Origin of the sequence: Variovorax paradoxus, from assembly GCF_022009635.1 — a bacterium.
Taxonomy (GTDB): domain Bacteria; phylum Pseudomonadota; class Gammaproteobacteria; order Burkholderiales; family Burkholderiaceae_C; genus Variovorax.
Window position 1 is genome coordinate 1785862 of the sequence record NZ_CP091716.1, and the last position, 17553, is coordinate 1803414.

Annotated in this window: 18 protein-coding genes; 7 read left to right on the top strand and 11 right to left on the bottom strand. The window is 65.9% G+C overall.

Features of this window, described 5'->3' with window-relative positions; genetic code table 11:
- Window position 1: 1 nt before the first annotated feature.
- From gspN to gspG, 8 genes are all read right to left on the bottom strand, one after another.
- Complete coding sequence (gene gspN, locus L3V85_RS08350) at window positions 2-802, bottom strand: type II secretion system protein N (protein ID WP_237678852.1); 801 nt, start codon at window positions 800-802, stop codon at window positions 2-4.
- Between the two features lie 10 nt (window positions 803-812).
- Window positions 813-1355, bottom strand: a complete 543-nt coding sequence (gene gspM, locus L3V85_RS08355) for a type II secretion system protein GspM (RefSeq protein WP_237678853.1) — start codon at window positions 1353-1355, stop codon at window positions 813-815.
- Window positions 1352-2563, bottom strand: a complete 1212-nt coding sequence (gene gspL, locus L3V85_RS08360) for a type II secretion system protein GspL (RefSeq protein WP_237678854.1) — start codon at window positions 2561-2563, stop codon at window positions 1352-1354. Before gspL ends, gspM begins: the two co-directional genes overlap by 4 nt.
- 126 nt (window positions 2564-2689) lie before the next feature.
- Complete coding sequence (gene gspK / locus L3V85_RS08365; protein ID WP_237678855.1) at window positions 2690-3661, bottom strand: type II secretion system minor pseudopilin GspK; 972 nt, start codon at window positions 3659-3661, stop codon at window positions 2690-2692.
- A complete protein-coding gene (locus tag L3V85_RS08370) occupies window positions 3658-4356 on the bottom strand; it encodes a PulJ/GspJ family protein (RefSeq protein ID WP_237678856.1) in 699 nt (232 codons plus the stop codon). Before L3V85_RS08370 ends, gspK begins: the two co-directional genes overlap by 4 nt.
- Entirely contained in the window at window positions 4356-4751 is a 396-nt protein-coding gene (gene gspI, locus L3V85_RS08375; RefSeq protein ID WP_237678857.1) for a type II secretion system minor pseudopilin GspI, read from the bottom strand. Before gspI ends, L3V85_RS08370 begins: the two co-directional genes overlap by 1 nt.
- Entirely contained in the window at window positions 4748-5254 is a 507-nt protein-coding gene (locus L3V85_RS08380) for a prepilin-type N-terminal cleavage/methylation domain-containing protein (RefSeq protein ID WP_237678858.1), read from the bottom strand. Before L3V85_RS08380 ends, gspI begins: the two co-directional genes overlap by 4 nt.
- Window positions 5229-5669, bottom strand: coding sequence for a type II secretion system major pseudopilin GspG (gene gspG / locus L3V85_RS08385; RefSeq protein ID WP_130425381.1), 441 nt, complete (start codon window positions 5667-5669; stop codon window positions 5229-5231). The genes L3V85_RS08380 and gspG overlap by 26 nt, the downstream gene beginning before the upstream one ends.
- Window positions 5670-5718: 49 nt before the next feature.
- Between gspG and L3V85_RS08390 the strand changes: the two genes are divergently transcribed.
- The gene (locus tag L3V85_RS08390) at window positions 5719-6336 is read left to right on the top strand and encodes a type II secretion system protein N (protein WP_237678859.1); all 618 of its coding nucleotides are present in this window, start codon (window positions 5719-5721) and stop codon (window positions 6334-6336) included.
- Window positions 6337-6403: 67 nt separating this feature from the next.
- Here the strand turns inward: L3V85_RS08390 and ilvA are convergent, their stop codons facing one another.
- Entirely contained in the window at window positions 6404-8008 is a 1605-nt protein-coding gene (gene ilvA, locus L3V85_RS08395; RefSeq protein WP_237680526.1) for a threonine ammonia-lyase, biosynthetic, read from the bottom strand.
- A 50-nt stretch (window positions 8009-8058) separates the two neighbouring features.
- On the opposite strand from ilvA, the gene L3V85_RS08400 reads away from it, so the two are divergent.
- Window positions 8059-9189 (top strand): hypothetical protein, encoded by a 1131-nt coding sequence (locus L3V85_RS08400; protein WP_237678860.1) that lies wholly within the window; start codon window positions 8059-8061, stop codon window positions 9187-9189.
- Window positions 9190-9298: 109 nt separating this feature from the next.
- On the opposite strand, the gene L3V85_RS08405 is transcribed toward L3V85_RS08400, so the two are convergent.
- The gene (locus tag L3V85_RS08405) at window positions 9299-10540 is read right to left on the bottom strand and encodes a porin (RefSeq protein WP_237680527.1); all 1242 of its coding nucleotides are present in this window, start codon (window positions 10538-10540) and stop codon (window positions 9299-9301) included.
- Window positions 10541-10813: 273 nt separating this feature from the next.
- On the opposite strand from L3V85_RS08405, the gene L3V85_RS08410 reads away from it, so the two are divergent.
- Window positions 10814-11263 (top strand): OsmC family protein, encoded by a 450-nt coding sequence (locus L3V85_RS08410; protein WP_237678861.1) that lies wholly within the window; start codon window positions 10814-10816, stop codon window positions 11261-11263.
- 20 nt (window positions 11264-11283) lie between these two features.
- Here L3V85_RS08410 and coq7 read toward each other — a convergent pair whose 3' ends face one another.
- The gene (coq7, locus tag L3V85_RS08415; protein WP_237678862.1) at window positions 11284-11913 is read right to left on the bottom strand and encodes a 2-polyprenyl-3-methyl-6-methoxy-1,4-benzoquinone monooxygenase; all 630 of its coding nucleotides are present in this window, start codon (window positions 11911-11913) and stop codon (window positions 11284-11286) included.
- A 281-nt stretch (window positions 11914-12194) separates the two neighbouring features.
- Here coq7 and L3V85_RS08420 point away from each other — a divergent pair, with 281 nt between their 5' ends.
- The 4 genes from L3V85_RS08420 to L3V85_RS08435 all read left to right on the top strand — a co-directional run bounded on the left by L3V85_RS08420 (window position 12195) and on the right by L3V85_RS08435 (window position 17534).
- Window positions 12195-13481: a porin gene (locus L3V85_RS08420; protein WP_237678863.1), complete on the top strand. Its 1287-nt coding sequence runs from the start codon at window positions 12195-12197 to the stop codon at window positions 13479-13481.
- A 184-nt stretch (window positions 13482-13665) separates the two neighbouring features.
- Window positions 13666-14646 carry an ABC transporter permease gene (locus L3V85_RS08425; RefSeq protein WP_237678864.1) on the top strand — a complete coding sequence of 327 codons (981 nt, stop codon included), beginning with the start codon at window positions 13666-13668 and terminating at the stop codon, window positions 14644-14646.
- Window position 14647: 1 nt separating this feature from the next.
- Window positions 14648-15919 (top strand): M20 aminoacylase family protein, encoded by a 1272-nt coding sequence (locus L3V85_RS08430; protein WP_237678865.1) that lies wholly within the window; start codon window positions 14648-14650, stop codon window positions 15917-15919.
- A 31-nt stretch (window positions 15920-15950) separates the two neighbouring features.
- Entirely contained in the window at window positions 15951-17534 is a 1584-nt protein-coding gene (locus L3V85_RS08435) for an ABC transporter substrate-binding protein (RefSeq protein WP_237678866.1), read from the top strand.
- The last annotated feature ends 19 nt before the right edge of the window (window positions 17535-17553 follow it).

The window sequence follows — 17553 nt, forward strand, 5'->3', positions numbered from 1 at the left end:
ATCAACCCAGGGTGATGATCGAACGCGCGTTGTCGCGCCGTCCGATGATGTTCAACAAATTGGAAAGTGCGTCTTCGCGGCCGGGCGCGGCATTGGCTTCGCCGTTGAAGCGGAAGGTGGTGCCGTTCCAGCTGCCGCTGCCGTTCAGCTCGAGGCTGCCTTCGCGCGTGCTGAGCAGCAGCGTGGGGCGGTTGCCGCCTTCGAGCGTGAGCCGGTAGCTGCCCATCGGACGCAAGGTCGACAGGCTGGAGGAAACGTCGGTGGCGTCGAGCGAGGCCTGGCCCGCGATGCGCAGCGCGGGGCCGTCCCATTGCATCGCGAAGGCCTTGGTGGTGAGGTCGAGCGCGCCGTCGAGCTTGAGCGTGTTCCAGGGCGCGCCCAGGCCGGTGAGCATGCTGGCGGGCCAGCGCGAGCGGCTGTCCTGCCATTCGAGCTGCATGCCGCCGGCGCGCGGGCTGGCGCGCAGCTGCAGCGGCTGGGCCGCGCAGCAGGGCAGGTCGAGGCTGGCCGAGATGCCGCCCCAGCCCGGACGCATGCGCCAGTGCAGCAGGCCGGGCAGCGACACTGCTTCGGCGCCGCCGGCACCGCTGGCGAACACCACGGCGGCCGTGCCGTTCCAGATGGTGCCGCGCGGATTGGCCAGCACCAGCCGGCCCTGGCTCCAGCCCGACAGCGCCGCCGACAGCCAGCGCGCCGGCGCGAACAGCAGCACCGCCAGCACCGCGCCGATCGTGATGCCGAGCAGCGCCCAGCGCCAGCCGCGGCGTGGCGCGGGGCCGGAGGAGGGAGGTCGAGTCACCATGCGGGATGGCTCATCGAGCGGCGGGCAGCGCCATGACGACGGTGCCGTCCCAGCGGACCTGCGGCGTCGACGAGGCGTCCTTGTGGCCGGCAGCAGGCGTGGCGGCGGCGGGCGCCCGGGTCAGGTGCGCCTCGCGCGGAACGGCGTGGGCGTTGCCGCGCGCCTGGGCGAGCCACTGGGCGACCGTGCCCGCGGGCACCGAACGCAGCGTGACGGTGGCGGCGCCGTCGCCGCCGGTCGTCATGAGTTGGGCGTTGCCGTTGCCGAGGCCGTCGCGCACCGAGGTTTCGAGGGCGCGCATCGCGTCGTCGCGATTCAGCCGCGGCTGCGACTGCAGTGCCTTGGCGCGGTTCTGCAGGGTGGCCATCTGCTGCAGCTGCGCATCGAGCTGCGCGTGTTCGGCCGGTGCCGCGGCAAGCGTGCGCAGGGCGGGCGCAAGCGCGATCCACCAGAGCAGGGCCAGCGCCACGAGCGCTGCTGCGGCGGCGACCATGCGGCGCTCGCGCGCTTCCAGGGTGGCCCAGCGGGCCTTGAGCTGTTCGCTGAAGTTCATCGGGTGGCCTCGGCCTGGACCAGCAGGAGATCGCCTTCGGTGCGCACGTTGTAGCCGCGCGGCGTGAGTGCGTTGGTGATCTGCGAGACCTCGGAAGGCTGCAGGCCGAGTCCGCGCAGGCGCAACTGGCCGGCGCTGTAGTCGACGGCGGTCGGGGTCTTGCCGGGCGGGAGGTTGGTGGCGAGCGCGCCGACCATGGGTTCGAAGTCGCTGCCGACCACGTCGCCCACGGCCTGCTGCAGCGCAGCCACCTCGCGCTGCATCTGCAGCGGGGCGTCGACCACGATCTTCACCGAGGGGAAGGTCTGGGTCAGCATGGCCCGGGCGGCCTGGCGCTTGGAATCGAGCGCGTTGCGCTCCTTCCAGGCCCAGGCGTTCAGGCCGATCAGTTGCGTGAGCAGCAGCACGGCCACGCCCCAGCGCGCGGCGCGCCATTCAGGGGCGTAGCGCAGCGTTTGCAGCACCGACGCGAATTTCTTGCCGGCGCGTGCGCGGCCGGTGACGGCGAGGTCGAACTGCGCGAGCTCCCAGGGCGTGCGCGCCGCCTGCAGCCAGCGCTGCGGCGTCTGCACGATCGGCACACGGCGCTCCAGCAGGTGCTCGGCGGCCTCGGCCACGGCCGGTTCGGTGGTGATGACGGCGGTGTCCAGCGGCAGGCCGCCCGACAGGGCCAGCCCCGCGCCGGCCAGCGGCAGCGAGACCACGCCGTCGGCGTCGCACACCGTGAGCTGGGGCGCTTCGGGCTCGCCCGTGACCTGCAGCAGCGGCGGGCCGTCGGCCGGCTGCGGCGCGAATTCGGGGACGATGCGCACCACGCGCCGCCCGGCCGCTTCGAGCCCTTGCACGATGCTGCGCAGCCAGATGCGGTTGCAGGCCGCGACCCATACGGGGGCGCCGGCCTTGGCGTCGGGTTCGAGCGCGAAATGCAGGGCTTCGGGCTCGTCGAGCAGATGCTCTTCGAGCAGGCCGTCGAGCACGGCGCGCAGCTTCGAGGCGCTGCCCATGCTGCCCTTGGGCAGCGTGATGCGGTGCCACGACAGCGCCGCGGAAGGAATGCCGAGCATGACTTCAGTGCTCGATGGCAGGAGCGCCAGCAGCGCGCGGCCTTGGTTGCGCAATGCAATGCCGTCGTCGCCTGCCTGGGCCCAGTCGTACTCGCCCGCGGCGTCGGCCGGAGGGAGGGGGGCAATGAGCAGCAGCGGAGTCATGTCGATCTTGGAAAAGCCGGTGATTGTAGGTGGGCGTCTTACAGGCTGACGCTCTGATTTCGATAGCGTAACGCGTTGATGTGACGGGCATTGGAAGGCCTTTTGGTGGGAAAAATGCCTTCGAAATCAGGGTTTGACCGGAGAGTTCGTTGCGCCGGCGCCGCGCGTGCGCCAGACCGTCGTTACCGTGACACCGTTGCGTTGTAGAAGCGAGTGCTCCTCGACCCAGGTGCGGTCGAGTCTCAGCTTGCCGTAGACCTCGAAGAACTGCGTTCCCACGCCGTGCTGCGCGGCGTTGAAGGGCGTGCCGCCGCTGGGCAGCGCAGCGTTGGCGGCCGCCAGGTCCTTGAAAAATGCACGGGTGCGGCGCTCGACGAGCTGGCGCGCGTTGGCGATGCTGAGGGACTCCATGCTCGCGCTGATGGCTTCGGCGCTTGCCGTGTTGATGTTGAGCGTGGTGCGCACCGGCAGGATCGTCACGTAGGGCTCGAGCGTCGCGGCGGTCGAGGGCGAGAGACCGAGCCACACCAGTTGCGAGACCTCCTGCGGCATCAGCGGAGCGCCGCTGCCGTCGGCGTCGCCGTCGCTGGACAGCGCACCCACGAGCCCGGCGGTCATGCGGTTGAGCTCCGACAGCGGCAGTCCCAGCAGGTTGAACAGGCGGGTGAAGGTGGCGACGCTGGCCGGCACCGGCTTGCCGCCGTCGACCAGCGACAGCACGTTGAGCTTGGATTGCGCGTCGACGATGCGGCCCGACAGGAATGCATCGGGCAGCCCCTCGAGGTTGTCGCTCGCCACGTTCTTTTCGGCCGACAGGAAACTGGTGAGGCGGGCTTCCTCGAGCGGCACGGCCCATGGTTCGCCCAGGTGATCGGGTCCGCCGGCGCGGCCGTCCTCGGAGAGGATCAGGCGCGACCAGTCGAGCGCGCCGATCAGCACCCAGGCCGCCTGCACGCGCGAGCGTTCGGCGCCTTCGACCTCGGAGGCGCGCCATTGCTGCCACAGCGCGGCGGCCGCGAAGGTGGCGACCAGCATGACGGTGAGCATCGCGGCCAGCAGCGCCGCACCCGACTGGTTGCGTTGGGGCGTCGTGGTCATGATTTGGGCGATCCCACGGTCGGCCGGACCCAGTCGCGCGTGAGCGTGCCGGAGAGCCCGTCGCCCGGCGGCAGGCTGAGCACCAGGCGCACGCCGTCGGGCATCGCGATGACGGGGCCGGCGGGGTTGTTGGGGTTGGGCGCGACGCTGGGCAACTGGCTGGCGGGCACCCAGCTGTTGTCGCGGAAATAAAAGAGCTGCCAGCTTTCGACGGGCATCAGCGCGGTGTCGGAGGCGCCGCCGGTCTGCGTGCCGCCGTCCTGCGACCAGGCGGCGGCGAGGTTCCAGGCCTGCTGCCATTCGCCGCGCGTGGTGAAGGGCAGGGACTGCCAGCGCCGCCAGCGCAGGCCGTCCGGGCCGGGCCGCAGCGTCCAGGCCACCACCAGCATCGACGGCGCCGTGGTGTCGCTGCCGCGGCGGGTGAGCCGAAGCACGCGGCCGTCCCAGTCGATCGGGCGGGTCTGCGCCAGCGTGGCCACGGCGTCGAGGTCGGAGCCCCACTGCGCGAGCGTGGCCTGCAGGGTCAGGACGGCGTCGGCGCGCTGCTGGTTCTGCGTGGTGGCGCGCGACATGCTGTCGAGCCCGCGCCAGCTTACCAGCGAAAGCAGTGCCATCACCGCGATGGCCACGAGCAGCTCGATCAGCGTGAAGCCGCGTGCGGAAGTGCCCGAACGGGCTTGGCGGGCGTCGTGCATCAGTAGCGTCCGACGACGGTCGAGATGCGCAGGATCGGCGCGTTGCCCTCGTCGCGCACTTGCACGTCGACGCGGCGGAAATTCGGGTTGAGCGTGGGCACGGTCGTCGTGGTCACGTTGAACGACAGGCCGGCCTGCGCGCAGATCGAGCCCGAGTCGCCCACGGCCGGCATCTGGCGCGCCAGGCGGGCCTTGGCGAGTTCGTTTTCGGCGCACAGGTCGGCCAGCACCAGGTCGGACTGGCGCTGCGCGTTGCGCGTGAGCGACATCGTGGCCTGCGAACCGGCCGCCAGCGCGAGCGCGACGATGCCGAGCGCGATCAGCACTTCGATCAACGTGAAGCCGCGGCTGCGCGCATTGCGAGAGGTGCGGCGATGAAAAAGCCTGCGGCTCATGGCGCGTCGGCGAAAACGGTGAACGGGCGCAGCCCGTCGGTGGCGATGCGCAGCGAGCGCGCGGGCGGTCCGGCGGAATAGAGCGTGACCTGCTGCGCGGGAATGATCGGGTCAGGCCCGAGCTGCAACACGGGCACCAGCGTGCCGTTGGCGAGCGCGGGCTGGGCCGTGATGCCTTCGGCGGCCCAGCCGCCGGGCAGCGCATCGGCCGGCAGGCCGTCGAACACGAAGCTGCCTTCGACCGGACGCCAGCGCACCGCGACGCCGCTGGCACGCGACTGGGCACGGGCCGATTCGAGCAGGGCGGCGAGCCGGTCGGCCTCGCGGTCGAGCTTGGCGGCGTTGGTGTCGCGCATCGCGAAGCTCACGGCGGCGGTCGCGACCGCAATGATCGCGATCACGACGATCAGCTCCAGCAGCGTGAAGCCGGAGGACGGATGGCGAGGAGGCTGGTTGCGGCGCGGCGCGCCCGTGCCGCTACTGCCAGCTGCCGATGTCGGCATTCTTGCCTTCGCCGCCGCTCTGGCCGTCGGCGCCGAACGAAAGCACATCGATCTCACCCTTGATGCCCGGGTTCATGTACTGGTAGGGATGGCCCCACGGGTCGTTGGGCAGCTTCTCCACGTAGGGCTTCCAGTTGGGTGCTGCGGGGCCGGTGGTCGGGCGCGTGAGCAGCGCCTGCAGGCCCTGCTCGGCAGTGGGGTAGCGCTGGTTGTCCAGGCGGTAGAGCTTGAGCGCCTGCATGAGGTTGTTGATGTCGGTGCGCGCGGCGGTCACGCGGGCGTCGTCGGCGCGCTCGATCACGTTCGGCACGATCAGCGCGGCCAGCACGCCGATGATGACCAGCACCACCATCAGTTCGATCAGCGTGAAGCCGCGTTGGACGGTACGGGTGGCGGCACGAAGGAATTTATTCATAGGTTGGACGACATGATTCGGAAAGCGCGCTGCATGATAATCCGCGGCCATGACAAGTCCTTATTCCGCAGCCCGCTGGCATGCCCCACTTGCAACAACAGGGCTTTGGGCGCTGGCCGCCGGCGCCGCGGTGTTCTGGGCGCTTCGGCTGGCTTCGCCGACCGATGCCGTGGCTGCCGCGGCATCGATGCCGCGACCGTCTCCGGCGGCCGATGCCGACGCGGTGGCGCGGCTGCTGGGCGTGCTGCCCACGTCCAGCACGGCACCGGTGGCACCGGAAGCCGCGAGCCGCTTCGCGCTGTCGGGCGTGGTGGCGGACCCTTCGAAGCAAGGGGCTGCGCTGATCGCCATCGACGGCAAGCCACCGCGTCCGTTCCGCGTCGGCTCGAGGGTTGGCGACAACTATGTGCTGCAGTCGGTTGGCTTGCGTTCGGCAACGCTCGGCGCGCAGGTTGACGGGCCGGCGGCGTTCACCCTGCAATTGCCGGTGCGCGCGCCGATCAGCGTGAGCGCGCCTTCATTGCTGCCGACCGTGACTTCGCCCACGCCGGCGGCCGTGACACCGGTCGGACTGCCGCAGGCCGCGACGCCAGCGGTGATGGCGCCTCCGCCGATGCCTCAACAGCAGCAGCCTGGGATGCCGCCGCAGCCCGCGCAGGCGCAGTAACGCGCACCGCGCGAAAGACGAATCGAGCCGGCCTTGCGCCGGCTTTTGTTTTTCTGCTGTCTTCCGGTCAGGCCTGCAGGAAGAGCCGGTAGGCCGGATTCGCCGTTTCCTCGACGTAGGGATAGCCCAGCGTTTCGAGGAAGGCCGCGAACTCCGTGGACTCGCCGGCAGGCACCTGCAGTCCGACCAGGATGCGGCCGTAGTCGGCGCCCTGGTTGCGGTAGTGGAACAGGCTGATGTTCCAGTTTGGCCGCATCAGGCTCAGGAACTTGAGCAGCGCGCCGGGCCTCTCGGGGAACACGAAACGCAGCAGGCGCTCGTCATGCGCGAGGCCCGTGCGTCCGCCGACCAGGTGCCGCAGATGCTCTTTCGCGAGTTCGTCGTGCGTGAGGTCGAGCGAATCGAAGCCGTGGTCGTTGAAAGTTCGTGCGATGGTGGCCGACTCGCCGCGCGCGGAGGTGGTGAGGCCGACGAACACATGGGCCTTGGCGGCATCGCTGATGCGGTAGTTGAACTCCGTCACGTTGCGCGGTGCGCCGCCGCCTTCGGCATCGCTGGCTGGTATCTCGCTGATCAGCTCGCAGAAGCGGCGGAAGCTGCCGCGCTCTTCAGGGATCGTGACGGCGAACAGCGCCTCGCGTTCTTCGCCGACCTCGGCGCGCTCGGCCACGAAGCGCAGCCGGTCGAAGTTCATGTTGGCGCCGCAGAGGATGGCCGCGTAGGTTTCGCCCTGGCGGCCGTGCCTGGCTGCGTATTCCTTGATCGCGGCCACGGCGAGCGCGCCGGCGGGTTCGACGATGCTGCGCGTGTCGACGAAGATGTCCTTGATGGCTGCGCACACGGCGTCGGTGTCGACGGCGATGTAGTCGTCGACCAGTTCGTTGGCGATGCGGAAAGTTTCTTCGCCCACGAGCTTCACTGCGGTGCCGTCGGAGAACAGGCCGACGTCCGGCAAGTTCACGCGCTGGTGCGCCGCGACCGATTGCATCATGGCGTCGGAGTCGTTCATCTGCACGCCTATCACCTTGATCTCGGGGCGCACGGCCTTGATGTAGTTGGCTACGCCGGAGATCAATCCGCCGCCGCCGATCGCAACGAACACCGCATCGAGCGGGCCCTGGTGCTGGCGCAGGATTTCCATCGCGATGGTGCCCTGGCCTGCAATGACATCGGGGTCGTCGAAGGGATGAACGAAGGTGAGGTTTTGTTGGGCCTGCAGTTCGAGTGCGTGCAGATACGCATCTGAATAGCTGTCGCCATGCAGCACGATTTCGCCGCCGAAACCGCGCACCGCATCGATCTTCAATTTGGGTGTCGTCACCGGCATGACGATGACGGCGCGCGTGCCGAGCTTGCGCGCACCCAATGCAACACCTTGCGCGTGATTTCCGGCCGATGCGCAAATCACGCCGCTCGCCAATTGCGCCGCGCTCAGATGCGCCATCTTGTTATAGGCGCCGCGCAGCTTGAAGCTGAAGACCGGTTGCTGGTCTTCGCGCTTGAGCAGAACAGTGTTGCCGAGCCGCTCGCTGAGCGCGCGTGCCTTCTCGAGCGCGGACTCGACTGCAACGTCGTAGACCCGGGCGTTGAGTATTTTTCTGAGATAGTCGGCGGGCGTCAGCGCCGGAGTAACAGGTGCATTGCGCACGATTTTTTCCAAGGGAGTTTTCAGTTGTTAACTGTCGATGATAAGAGGCATCGGGATTGCATGCGGAATATGACATGGACACAAATGTCATAAACCTCTTCAGCAAAGCCCCAGCCGCAAATGATTCCGGATTTTTTGGACGCACCTATCCCGCGATTCATAACACCGCCAATCAATTTACGATTGAGCAAAATCTGTTATCAATTTCTGTCAGTGATCTTTCGAAAGGGCTGATGCAGGCGGAAGCCGCGCGTGTTCAGCGAAAAGAAATTGGGCGCGCCACATGGCAGGTGATGGGCAACAGATTGCGTGCGCACATCGTTCCGCTGTTGGGTGATGTGCCGGCGCAGTCGTTTGCAACTGCGGATGCGCAACGCTTGATCGATCACCTCGGAGAGCAGGGCTTTACCAGCACGACGATTGCCCAGTACCTCGTGTTGCTGCGCAAGGTGGTCATGCATGGCGTGCACATCGGAGTGCTTCGCGATGCGCCCCCTTTTCCGAAGGTCAAGGTGCGCAGTCAGCCACGTGGAAGCTTCAGCGTGGCGGAGTACCGCACGATCATCGAGACTGCGCGCAGCTTGCGCGGGCACTCGCATCCGGTGCTCGATCAACTTGCAGCCGGCGAGCGTTTCTGGATTGCACGCGAGCTGCTTGCAATGCCGGACGAGTTGCCCTGGTTGATACGCTGGATGGTTAACACCTTCGTGCGCCCGAGCGACATCAAGCTCATGAAGCACAAGCACATCGAGGTCGTGCGCGGCAAGCACGTCTATCTGCGAATGAATCTGCCCGAGACCAAGCGGCACAGCCAGCCCATCGTGAGCTTGCGTCCTGCTGTGCGCGTGTATGAATGCTTGCTCGCCTATCGCGGCGAGCATGGGTACGGTGGGGCGGAAGACTACATCTTCATGCCGCAGTTGAAGAACCGCGAGCATGCGTTGGCGGTGCTCAACTTCTTCTTTCACTGGGTGCTCGAAAAGGCGGGCCTCGAGAAGGGGCCGTTGGGGCAGTCGAGAACGCTGTACTGCCTGCGCCATACCGCGATCACGCTGAGGCTCTTGTACGGGCAAGGGATCGACATGCTGACCTTGGCGCGCAATGCACGCACGAGCGTCAACATGGTCGAGCGTTTCTACGCATCGGCATTGAGCGGAGAAATGAATGTGGGGTTGCTGCAAAGCCGGCGCGGCCGGAGCAGCTGAAGAAAGCAGAGAGAAAGGACAAAAAGCCGCCCGGCGTGAGCCGGGCGACTTGAGGCTTTGCTGTTGACTCGAACTGGCAGGAGCCAGCATCGGGATCAGACGAAGAAGATCAGAAGGCGTGACGGATGCCGAAGTCGTAACCCGTCGACGTCTTCGGCGTGAACACGCGATCCGTAACCTTGTAGAAGCCAGGGCCGCCAACAGTCAGGGCGGCACCGTTCTTGTTGCTCACGCGAGCGACAGTTGCGTACAGGGCGGTGCGCTTCGAGAGGTTGTGCACGTAGCCGATCGCCAGCTTGTTCGCCTTCGGGTCAAGGTTATTGGCGGGGGTGAAGTAATCGAAGGGCAGGTTGCGGTCGTACTTGACTGCCGAGTAAGACGCGCGGATCAAACCTGCACCGACGGGCACGGTCACACCGATCAGGTAACCGGTCAGATCGACATCGGGACGCGCACCGGTGATCGGCCTGATCGCGTAATCGCGCGAGTTCTTGAGGCGCGACAGTTCGCCGAACAGCTTCGCGGGACCGAAGTCGTACGAGGCGCCCAGGTTGAAGGTCTTCACCGAGTCGGTGGTGCCGGCGAAGAACTGATCGCCGACCGTGCTGTTGCCGTAGGCCACTGCGACGTCCAGAGGGCCGTTGGCATAACCGACGCGACCACCGATGTAACGGCCGGCGCGGCTCTTCGAGGTGGCGCTGTCCGCCGGGGTGAACTGGCCGCCGCTGTACTTGTCGTTCTCATGGAACGCGTACATCACTTGACCGTAGAAGCCACCCAGGTTCGGCGGCAGGAAGTAGCCGATCGAATTGCTGGCGCGGGAGTAGTTCTGGTTGCCGGCGAAGCCGCCGGTGTCCTTGGCGCCGCCCGTGGTGAAGTTGTAGTTGCTGGCCGTGTTGATCAGGTTCGCGCCGACACCGTTGGTGCCGAACGGATCGAACACGGTGTCGTTCCAGAAGGTGGGGGTGTAGTCACGACCCAGGCGGATTTCACCGAAACCGCCCGAAAGGCTCAGGGTCGAGCGACGCGAGAAGGTCGAAACGCCCGTGGCGCCGTCGTCGTTGGAGATCGGGGCTTCGAGCCAGAAGCTGGCTGCCAAGCCGCCACCCAGGTCTTCCGTGCCACGGAAGCCCAGGCGGCTGGAGTTGTAGCCCGAGTTGGCCAGCGCCGTGCGGCTGACCTTGACGCTACCCTGATTCGTATAGGTGGGAACGCGGAAGTTGTTGGCCAGAACGGTAGGCTTCAGGTCGCGCGAGCTGTTCGAATAGCCGCTGATCGACGCGTCGACCACACCGAACAGCGTGACGGACGACTGGGCCGAGGCAACACCGGCAACAGCCAGGGCAGCCAGAGCAACTGCCCTTTCGGGGTAAAAACTAGAGTGGCCTCAGGACCCGCTAGGGTTGCCCCGCAAAGAAAAAAGCCCCGAGCTTTGCAGCTCGGGGCTAAATCCACCAATTGGAAGGGTGGAGGAGACAACTGGGTGCGCATACGTTTGCGCAATGAAATAAAGTATATCGGCTGTTTGTTGCGATGCAACAAGCGAGTGATGCTTTTCCCACACACAAAACGGGTGTCGCCATGCATTTCTGCCCGACATCCCTCACTGGAAACTCAAAAATTCATGGAATGCACAGTAAGTTGGACCGGCGACGCGGGCACCAAGTCGGCCATGGGCTTCGTGGCGGAGACGGGCAGCGGCCACGTCCTGATGATGGATGGGGCCCCTGACGCTGCAAAACCCGAGAACGGTGGCCAGAACCTGGCCGCCAGGCCGATGGAGACCGTGCTGGCCGGCACTGGCGGCTGTACGGCCTATGACGTCGTGCTGATTCTCAAGCGCGGACGGCATCGGGTCGAGCGCTGCAGCGTCAAGCTGACCAGCGAGCGCGCTGAAAAGGACCCCAAGGTCTTCACCAAGATCCACATGCACTTCACCGTGGCAGGCAAGGGCATTCCGGCGGCCGCTGTCGAGCGCGCGATCGCGTTGAGCCACGAAACCTACTGCTCCGCCAGCATCATGCTGGCGAAGACCGCCGAAATCACGACCAGCTTCGACCTGATCGAAACCTGAGGCCGGCGGTCGCCTTCAGGTCAGATGCGGTGCGCCAGCGTGGTCATCACGCGGGATGCCATGCGCATCAGGGCTTTGGCCGGAGCTGGCAACTCTGCCGCACCGGCGTCGACGGCTTGCGCCGCGTGGCGGGCTTCGTCCTGTTTCATTTGCTCGACCACGGCCCTGGAGGCGCTGTCCGTGGGCGGAAGTCGGTCCAGATGGCTGTCCAGATGGGCTTCCACCTGGCGCTCTGTTTCCGCGACAAAGCCCAGGCTCAGCGGGTCGCCGAGGCGCCCCGCGACGAGGCCGAGACCGAACGCACCCGCGTACCAGACCGGATTCAGCAGGGAAGGCCGCGCACCCAAGTCATCGAGACGTTGGCGCGTCCAGGCCAGGTGATCGGTTTCCTCGTGCGCAGCTTCAATGAAGTGCGCGCGTAGGGCGGGATCGCGCGTTACGGCCGCCTGGGCCGTGTAAAGCGCCTGTGCGCAGACTTCGCCGACATGGTTCACGCGCATCAATGCGCCGGCTTCGCGGCGCTCCGCCTCGCTCATTTCGTCCGGTACCTGAGAAGGCGCAGGCAGGGTTCGGGTTGCGTGGGGACGGGCAAACAGGGTGCGCAATGCCGCGTCCGCCGCGGTCAGAACGGGATCAAACAGAGCAGTCATGCCCCCATTTGACCGCACACGGGAAACCCCGGATCGAACGGGCGTTGCATTTCATATAGTGGGGTGCGGCGGCTCTAAGACCTTTGTTGCAGGACTGCAACGAAACGCGCGGGCCAGCCAACATTTCGGGCGATTTGTTTTGCCCTGCCGCAGCGGCTCTGGTGCAATAGCATCAACTTCCCAAAAGGAGGTTGGCCCGGGGTCCGGTGGGAGCACAAATGTGCCAGTCACGGTGAGCCCTTCGCACCGGAGCCCTATGTTTAACCTTGGAGAAACTTGCAATGAAAAAATCTCTAGTTGCTCTGGCTGCCCTGGCTGTTGCCGGTGTTGCCTCGGCCCAGTCGTCCGTCACGCTGTTCGGTGTGGTCGACGCGTCGATCAGCGGCTATTCGAACAGCTCGCGCGACCTGAAGCCTACCGTTCTGGCCAACAACTTCCGCGTTCCCACCTATACGAATCAGGGTAGCGTCAAGGTCAGCCGCACGGCGCTGGCCAACTCGGGCTACAACTCCAGCCGCCTGGGCTTCCGTGGCACGGAAGACCTGGGTGGCGGCCTGGCTGCCAGCTTCTGGCTCGAAGCTCCGATCTCCAACGACGACGGCCAAACCGGTATCTCGACGTTCGCTCGTCGTTCGACCGTGAGCCTGTCGGGTGGTTTCGGTGAAATCCGCCTGGGTCGTGACTACACCCCCACCTTCTGGAACGACACCGTGTTCGACCCGTTCGGCACCAACGGCGTTGGTACCAACCTGATCTCGACGGCTAACGGCCTGTTCGGCGGCTTCAGCGGCTATTCCGCTGCAGCGACCACCCTGGTCAATCGTCCGCAGATCCCGAACGTTGGTGGTTCCAACTACGTTCGCGCCAGCAACACCGTCGGCTACTTCCTGCCGCCGAACCTGGGTGGTTTCTACGGTCAAGTGATGTACGGCTTCAGCGAGCAAACGAAGTACGACTCGGGCGTGTTCACGCCTAACGTTGCGAACAACTCGCGCGCTGGTCGTTACATCGGCGGTCGCTTCGGCTACGCCAACGGTCCTCTGGACGTCGCTCTGGCTTATGGCAGCAGCACCATCGGTGACCAGTACTACGCTGGCGTGACCACCAAGGTCAACACCCTGAACCTGGGCGCTTCGTATGACTTCGGTCCCGTGAAGCTCTTCGGTGAAGTGTCGAAGGCCAAGAACAAGAACGACTACGAAGTGACGCCAATCCTGGGCGGCCGTCCTGACATCGATCTGACCGGTTACCTGATCGGTGTGACCGTGCCGGTCGGCGCTGGCCTGATCCGTGCTTCGTACTCGGCTGTCAAGCTCGACACGAACCAGCCTTTCGACTTCTTCAACCCGGCTAACAACCTGGACCCGAAGGCTAACAAGCTGGCTCTGGGCTACGTGCACAACCTGTCGAAGCGCACGGCTCTGTACGCTACGATCGCTCGCATCAGCAACAAGAACGGCGCTGGCTACACCACCGGCGGTCCTGGCTTCTACAACGGCCTGGCTGGCACGACCTTCACGCCGAAGAGCGCAACCGGCTACGACTTCGGTATCCGTCACGCTTTCTAATTCGACGCTGGCGTAAGCCAGCTTCGAATGAAAAGCCAAAAGCCACTCGACGCAAGTCGAGTGGCTTTTTTTCGTTCGTGCTTTTCATCCCGCTCCTCGGGAAATCACGCATCGCACCCCCGGGGAACCACCGTGCGGGCACGCACCTTGCACTGCTAGCATGCCCGTTCACTTTGTTTGATGAATGATTGCCTTTGTACTGCGCCGCCTGATCCAGGCCGTGATCGTGATGATCGCGGTCGCGTTCATCGCCTTCCTCTTATTCCAATATGTCGGTGATCCCGTCGTGTTCCTTCTGGGGCAGGACGCGAAACCCGACCAGATCCGTGAATTGCGCGCCGCATTGGGGCTCGACCAGCCCTTCTTCGTGCAGTTCTGGCACTTCCTCGTCAATGCGGCGCAGGGCGAGTTCGGGCTGAGCCTGCGCCAAGGCGCGAAGGTGTCGCGCCTGATCGGCGAGCGCTTCCCGGCCACGCTCGAGCTGGCGCTCGTGGCGGCCGTGCTGGCGCTCTTCATCGGCATTCCGATGGGCGTCTACACCGCACTGCGCCGGGGCACGTTCATGAGCCAGTTCTTCATGACGGTGTCGTTGCTCGGCGTGTCGCTGCCCACCTTCCTGATCGGCATCCTGCTGATCCTCGTCTTCGCAGTGACGCTGGGCTGGTTCCCGAGCTTCGGCCGTGGCGAGACCGTCAAGTTCGGCTGGTGGACCAGCGGCCTCTTCAGCGTCGACGGTTGGCAGCACATCGTGCTCCCGGCGGTGACGCTGGCGATCTTCCAGCTCACGCTCATCATGCGGCTGGTGCGCGCCGAGATGCTCGAGGTGCTGCGCACCGACTACATCAAGTTCGCGCGCGCCCGCGGCCTGTCGAACCGCGCGATCCACTTCGGCCATGCGCTCAAGAACACGCTGGTGCCCGTGATGACCATCACCGGCCTGCAGCTCGGCGGCCTCATCGCCTTCGCGATCATCACCGAGTCGGTGTTCCAGTGGCCCGGCATGGGGCTGCTGTTCATCCAGGCCGTGACCTTCGCCGACATCCCGGTGATGGCCGCCTACCTGTGCCTCATTGCCTTGATCTTCGTGGTGATCAACCTCGTGGTCGACCTGCTGTACTTCGTGGTCGATCCGCGGTTGCGCGTCGGCAAGGCGGGAGGACACTGACATGACAGCAGCGACAGCAGAAGCTCCGCGCCTGAAGGCATCCGGCCGCGCATTCGCGCACATCGCGAGCTTCTACCCCGAGATCACGGCCTTTCGCCGCGACCTGCATGCGCACCCCGAGCTCGGCTTCGAAGAGGTCTACACCTCGGGCCGCGTGCGTGAAGCCCTGCGTGCCTGCGGCGTCGACGAGATCCACGAGGGCATCGGCAAGACCGGCGTGGTCGGCATCATCCGCGGTCGTTCGACGGCCAGCGGCCGCATGATCGGCCTGCGCGCCGACATGGACGCGCTGCCCATGCGCGAGGACAACGACTTCGGCTGGCGCTCCGCCAGCGACGGCCTCATGCACGGCTGCGGCCATGACGGCCACACCGCCATGCTGGTCGGTGCCGCGCGCTACCTCGCCGAAACCCGCGACTTCGACGGCACCGCCGTGCTGATCTTCCAGCCCGGAGAAGAAGGCTTCGCCGGCGCCCGCGTGATGATCGAGGACGGCCTGTTCGACCGCTTCCCGGTGAACGCCGTCTACGCGATGCACAACTGGCCCGCCATGCCGGCCGGCACCGTGGGCATCAACCGCGGCGCGATGATGGCCGCGGCCGACCGCATCACCATCAGCATCAAGGGCAAGGGCGGCCACGGCGCACATGCCTACCAGACCATCGACCCCGTGATCGTCGCGGCGCACATCATCACCGCGGCCCAGACCATCGTCTCGCGCAACGTGCGCCCCATCGACGCCGCCGTCATCAGCATCTGCGCGATGCAGGCCGGCGACCTCGGCGCGATGAGCGTGGTACCCGGCGAGGCCACGCTGGTCGGCACCGTGCGCACCTTCAGTTCGCGGGTGCAGGCGCAGGTCGAGCAGCGGCTGAACGAGCTGTGCACGGCCATTGCGTCGGGCTTCGGCGCCACCGCCACCATCAAGTACGAGCGCATCTACCCCGCCACCATCAACACAGCGCCCGAGGCCATGTTCGCGGCCGACGTGGCCGAGTCTTTGGTCGGCGCGAAGAATGTCGAGCGCAGCATGGAGCCCAGCATGGGCGCCGAAGACTTCTCTTTCATGCTGCAGAAGAAGGCCGGCGCCTATCTGCGCATCGGCCAGGACGTGCGCGACGGCGCCTTCCTGCACAACAGCCGCTACGACTTCAATGACGAGATCCTGCCGCTCGGCGCCGCGCTGCATGCCGGCCTGGTCGAGCAGGGCATGCCGCTTGCCGCCACCCGCGGCGCGCAGCCAGGGAAAGCCGCCGCCACCGCGGCGTCGTGATGTGTTTGATTCCAACCCGAGGAGTGTTCCCATGAGTTTCAAGAAGAATGTGGCCGCGGCCGCCGTTTTGTGCGCCCTGGGCGCCGTCAGCATGGTCGCCAGCGCGCAGACCATCCGCATCGCGAACCAGGGGGACGCGCTATCGCTGGACCCGCACTCGCTGAACGAATCGCTGCAGTTGAGCGTCACCGCCAACGTCTATGAAACCCTCGTGGGCCGCAACAAGGACCTGAGCCTTGCACCGCTGCTGGCCACCAGCTGGAAGCAGACCTCGCCGAACGTCTGGCGCTTCGAGCTGCGCAAGGGCGTGGTCTTCCATGACGGCACGCCGTTCACCGCCGACGACGTGGTGTTCAGCTTCGCGCGCGCCCAGGGCGACGGCTCCGACATGCGCGCCACGCTGAGCGACATCAAGGCCGTGCGCAAGGTCGGCGACCTCGCCGTCGAGATCGAGACCAACGGTCCGTTCCCCATCCTGCCCGACGTGATCTCGCTGACGATGATCATGAGCAAGAAATGGTGCGAGGAAAACCAGGCCACCAAGCCGGTCGACCGCCGCAAGGGCATCGAGAACACCGCCTCGTTCAAGGCCAACGGCACCGGCCCGTTCCGCGTGCGCGAGCGCCAGCCGAACGTGCGCACCGTTTTCACGCGCAACGGCACCTACTGGGGCAAGATCGACGGCAACGCGCAGGAAGTCATCTTCACGCCCATCGCCAACCCCGCCACCCGCGTGGCCGCGCTGGTCTCCGGCGAAGTGGACGTGATGGAGCCGGTGCCCGTGCAGGACATCGCGCGCATCAACGCCGCGCCCAATGCGCGCGTCATCACCGGCCCCGAGATGCGCACCATCTTCCTGGGCATGGACCAGAAGCGCGACGAGCTGCAGTACTCGAACGTCAAGGGCAAGAACCCGTTCAAGGACAAGCGCGTTCGCCAGGCCTTCTACCAGGCCATCGACATCGCCGGCATCCAGCGCACGGTGATGCGCGGCGCCTCGCGCCCCACCGCCTTGCTGGTCGGCCCCGGCATCAACGGCTGGACCGCCGAGCAGGACAAGCGCCTGCCCTACGACGTCGAAGCCGCCAAGAAGCTGCTGACCGAAGCCGGCTACCCCAACGGCTTCGAGGTGTCGCTGAACTGCCCGAACGACCGCTACGTGAACGACGGCCAGATCTGCCAGAGCGTGGCGTCCAACCTCGCGAAGATCGGCGTGAAGATCAACCTCGTGGCCGAGACCAAGGGCACTTACTTCCCCAAGGTGCTGCGCCGCGACACCAGCTTCTACATGCTGGGCTGGACCCCGACCACCTACGACTCGCACAACGCGCTGAGCTCGCTCACTTCCTGCCCGGACGACAAGGGCACCGGCCAGTTCAACCTGGGTGCCTACTGCAATCCCAAGCTGGACGAGCTGACCAAGAAGATCCAGTCCGAAGGCGACAAGGACAAGCGCAACGAGATGATCAAGGAAGCCTTCAAGATCCACGCCGACGACGTGGGCCACCTGCCGCTGCACCAGCAGTCGCTGGCCTGGGGCGTGAGCAAGAAGGTCGAGCTGGTGCAGCTGGCCGACAACTTCATGTACTTCAAGTGGATGAGCATCAAGCCGTGATCCCCGAGGCCGTCCGCCA

Coding starts and splice junctions, on each gene's coding strand:
- gspN (WP_237678852.1), bottom strand. CDS start 802: ATGGTGACTCGACCTCCCTCCTCCGGCCCCGCGCCACGCCGCGGCTGG.
- gspM (WP_237678853.1), bottom strand. CDS start 1,355: ATGAACTTCAGCGAACAGCTCAAGGCCCGCTGGGCCACCCTGGAAGCG.
- gspL (WP_237678854.1), bottom strand. CDS start 2,563: ATGACTCCGCTGCTGCTCATTGCCCCCCTCCCTCCGGCCGACGCCGCG.
- gspK (WP_237678855.1), bottom strand. CDS start 3,661: ATGACCACGACGCCCCAACGCAACCAGTCGGGTGCGGCGCTGCTGGCC.
- L3V85_RS08370 (WP_237678856.1), bottom strand. CDS start 4,356: ATGCACGACGCCCGCCAAGCCCGTTCGGGCACTTCCGCACGCGGCTTC.
- gspI (WP_237678857.1), bottom strand. CDS start 4,751: ATGAGCCGCAGGCTTTTTCATCGCCGCACCTCTCGCAATGCGCGCAGC.
- L3V85_RS08380 (WP_237678858.1), bottom strand. CDS start 5,254: ATGCCGACATCGGCAGCTGGCAGTAGCGGCACGGGCGCGCCGCGCCGC.
- gspG (WP_130425381.1), bottom strand. CDS start 5,669: ATGAATAAATTCCTTCGTGCCGCCACCCGTACCGTCCAACGCGGCTTC.
- L3V85_RS08390 (WP_237678859.1), top strand. CDS start 5,719: ATGACAAGTCCTTATTCCGCAGCCCGCTGGCATGCCCCACTTGCAACA.
- L3V85_RS08400 (WP_237678860.1), top strand. CDS start 8,059: ATGGACACAAATGTCATAAACCTCTTCAGCAAAGCCCCAGCCGCAAAT.
- L3V85_RS08410 (WP_237678861.1), top strand. CDS start 10,814: ATGGAATGCACAGTAAGTTGGACCGGCGACGCGGGCACCAAGTCGGCC.
- coq7 (WP_237678862.1), bottom strand. CDS start 11,913: ATGACTGCTCTGTTTGATCCCGTTCTGACCGCGGCGGACGCGGCATTG.
- L3V85_RS08420 (WP_237678863.1), top strand. CDS start 12,195: ATGAAAAAATCTCTAGTTGCTCTGGCTGCCCTGGCTGTTGCCGGTGTT.
- L3V85_RS08425 (WP_237678864.1), top strand. CDS start 13,666: ATGATTGCCTTTGTACTGCGCCGCCTGATCCAGGCCGTGATCGTGATG.
- L3V85_RS08430 (WP_237678865.1), top strand. CDS start 14,648: ATGACAGCAGCGACAGCAGAAGCTCCGCGCCTGAAGGCATCCGGCCGC.
- L3V85_RS08435 (WP_237678866.1), top strand. CDS start 15,951: ATGAGTTTCAAGAAGAATGTGGCCGCGGCCGCCGTTTTGTGCGCCCTG.